The sequence below is a fragment of the Trinickia sp. genome (assembly GCF_051953955.1).
In the GTDB taxonomy this organism is placed as follows: Bacteria; Pseudomonadota; Gammaproteobacteria; order Burkholderiales; family Burkholderiaceae; genus Trinickia.
In genome coordinates this window covers 1-3,205 of the sequence record NZ_JBQCIF010000054.1, presented here as the reverse complement: position 1 = coordinate 3,205, position 3,205 = coordinate 1, and the positions used below count along the sequence as shown (strand labels likewise).

General features: G+C 61.4%; 1 protein-coding gene and 1 pseudogene. Both read left to right on the top strand.

Annotated elements, in window-relative coordinates; translation table 11 throughout:
- Nucleotides 1–230 (top strand): annotated as a pseudogene (locus ACTHNZ_RS10205) (DUF1697 domain-containing protein); the annotation flags it as partial.
- A gap of 307 nt (nucleotides 231–537) precedes the next feature.
- Nucleotides 538–3,205: PAS domain S-box protein (locus ACTHNZ_RS10200; protein WP_440542383.1), on the top strand; the 2,668-nt coding region annotated here is incomplete at its 3' end.

Below are 3,205 nucleotides of genomic sequence, written 5' to 3'. Positions count from 1 at the left end.
CTGCACCGAATCGAACGGTCGCTATCTTCCTCGACGAGCCTCCGCCCGCCGACACCCTGGCCGGCGTGAGCGGCCAACGGACGGAAGAGATCGCGCTCGGAACGCGGGAGATCTACGTGCATTACGGAAACGGGATGGCGGAATCGAAGCTGAAAATCCGGACGGCCAAGTCGGGCACCGCCCGCAATATGAATACGGTGGCGAAGCTCGCCGAATGGGCGGCGGGGTAGTTCGGCTCTTCTCAGGGGCACGCGCTCGGCGTGGCTGCGCTGCGCCTGACGCGTGCGGCGCAGTAATCGGTAGCATTTACTGTTTTCTCTCCAAACTGCCGCACCGTAATCGCACTGGGCGCCTCCCGCCTATACTCATATGGCAGGACGAATGCTGAATGGCTGCATTCGCAGCAACAACCCATTAGTGCCCTCAATTCGTGTCGCGAGCGCGTCGTCGTGATGCCTCATCACGAAGCCAAAATCCGTAAGGCGCTGTCCGATCAACGCTATCGTTGTGCAGCAATCCTTGGAGGGAGCCACAGACATGAGCGGCACCTACAACCCATTACTGGTTCTGGTTTCCTTCGTCGTTGCATTCCTTGCTTCGTATACCGCCGTGGAGTTGTCCAGTCGAATCTCTTCTCTGCCACAGGCACGGCGACGGACAACCTGGCTGATTGGTGGCGCCCTCGCAATGGGGATCGGCATCTGGTCGATGCACTTTATCGGCATGCTGGCCTTCGCGCTACCGATCCCGGTCGGATACGATCTTTCCACTACGGCGGCTTCGCTCCTGATCGCCGTCGTGGTTTCATTTCTGGCGTTGACCACAGTGACGCGGGGAACACTCTCCCGCGTCCGCCTCGGTGCCGCGGGGGCCCTCATGGGGCTGGGGATCGCCGGCATGCACTACACGGGCATGGCGGCGATGCAAATGTCTCCGCCGATCCGCTATACGTTCTGGGTCGTGATGGCATCGGTTGCCATTGCAATCGCAGCGTCGATCGCCGCGCTGTGGATTGCTTTCACGCTGCGCACGCCCGAGCAGCAAAACCTCATTTTCAAGCGTCTCGGCTCGGCGATGATCATGGGTCTGGCGATCACCGGCATGCACTATACCGGCATGGACGCGGCGAATTTCGAGGCGGGAAGTATCTGCCTTGCTGCCGACAAGCTCGACACGAACTGGCTGGCACTGCTGGTATCGACGAGTTCGTTCACCGTGTTGATCGGAACGCTGGTCTTCCTCGGATTCAACACGAGCAGCCTGTCCAACTCGCTCAAGCGCGCAAACGACGATTTGCGCCAAAGGGGCGCCGAACTCGAGCGAGCAATCCAGTCGCTGCGCGACAGCCAGCAGTTGCTCCAATCGATCGTCGACAACGCCGGCACGATGATCTATGTCAAGCACTTGAGCGGGCGATATCTGCTGGTCAACCGCCGGTACGAAGAAATTCACCATGCGACCGCGGACGAGCTGCTCGGCAAGACGGACTACGACCTGTTCACGAAGGAGCATGCCGACGCGTGCCGGGCGATCGACGAACGCGTGGCCGTTGGCGAAGTGGTCGAGGCGGAGGAGGCGGTCGCGCTCCGCGACGGCCTGCATACGTACATCTCGGTCAGGTTCCCGGTGCGTGACTCGGCAGATCGAATCGTCGCTGTAGCAGGAATCTCCACGGATATCACGGAACGCAAGAAGAGCGAACGAGCCTTGCGCGATAGCGAGGAGCGCACACGCCTGATCGTCGACAGCGCGTTGGACGCGGTGATCACGATGAACCGCGACGGCGCGATCGTCGGATGGAACCCGCAGGCATCGGCTACCTTCGGTTGGGCTCATGACGACGTGCTAGGCCGTCCATTGAGCGAGACGATTGTTCCGCCGCGTCTTCGTGAGGCCCATGCACGCGGCTTGCGGCGCTATCTGGCCACCGGCGACGCGGTACTGCTGCACAAGCGAGTCGAACTGAGCGCGATGCACCGCGATGGGCATGAATTGCCGATCGAGTTGACCATCACGCCGGTTGGCATGGGTGAGCGCCTGTGCTTCAGCGCCTTCTTGCGCGACATCACCGAGCGCAAGGAGGCCGAACGGGCCATGCGGGATAGCGAGAAACGTTTCCGTGCAACTTTCGAACAGGCGGCGGTGGGCATCGCTCTTGTAAGCCCGGACGGCCACTGGTTACGAGTGAACCAGAAACTGTGCGATATCGTCGGCTACACGCGGGACGAACTGTCGTCGCTGACCTTTCAGGACATCACGCATGCCGACGATCTCGACATCGACCTCGCGCAAATGCATCAGGTGCTCGAGGGACAGCTCGACACCTACACGCTGGAAAAGCGCTATCTGAAGAAGGACGGCAGCCCGGTATGGATCAATCTGACGGTCGCACTGGTGCGTGAGGAAACCGGCAAGCCAGACTACTTCATTTCGGTCGTAGAGGATATCCAGCGTCGCAAGCGCGCGGAGGAAGAATTGCTCGCAAGAACCGAGGCGCTGCGGCTGTCGCGGGAGGAGCTGCGACGACTCTCCGGTCATGTTCAACACGTGCGCGAAGAAGAAAAAACGCGCATCGCGCGCGAATTGCATGACGAGCTGGGGCAGCAACTCGTCGCATTGAAGATGCAGGTGACGCTGACCGAGCAGACGCTGAGCGGTGCCGCGCCGCCGTCGCCTGTGCAAGCCTTGCAGGGCGTGTATGTGTCAATCGATCAGATGGTCGAATCGGTGCGGCGGATCGCGGCGGACCTGCGGCCCGTCATGCTCGATGATCTCGGTCTCATTCCCGCCATCGAGTGGTTCGTCAACGAGTTTTCACGGCGCCACAAGGTGCGCGTCATCGCGCGTATCGATGTGGGCGGAATCGACTTCAATCGCGAAAGCGCGACCACCGTCTATCGCATCGTTCAAGAGGCAATGACCAATGTGGCCCGCCATTCAGGGGCGACCGTGGTGCAGCTGGACATCGTTCGGGAGGATCCGAATTGCGTCATGAGCATCGCCGACAACGGCCATGGCGTCGCGACCGAAGCACGCATCAGACGCAATTCACTCGGCCTTATCGGGCTGCGCGAGCGCGTCGCGCGGCTCGGCGGCGACCTTCAGATCGCCACGTCGCCGGGGGCGGGCTTCGTGCTGACCGCCACCTTGCCGATTGCGGCCGTGCAAGCTACGGTGCAGCCGTATGGTTTGCATCGGGCGGAAT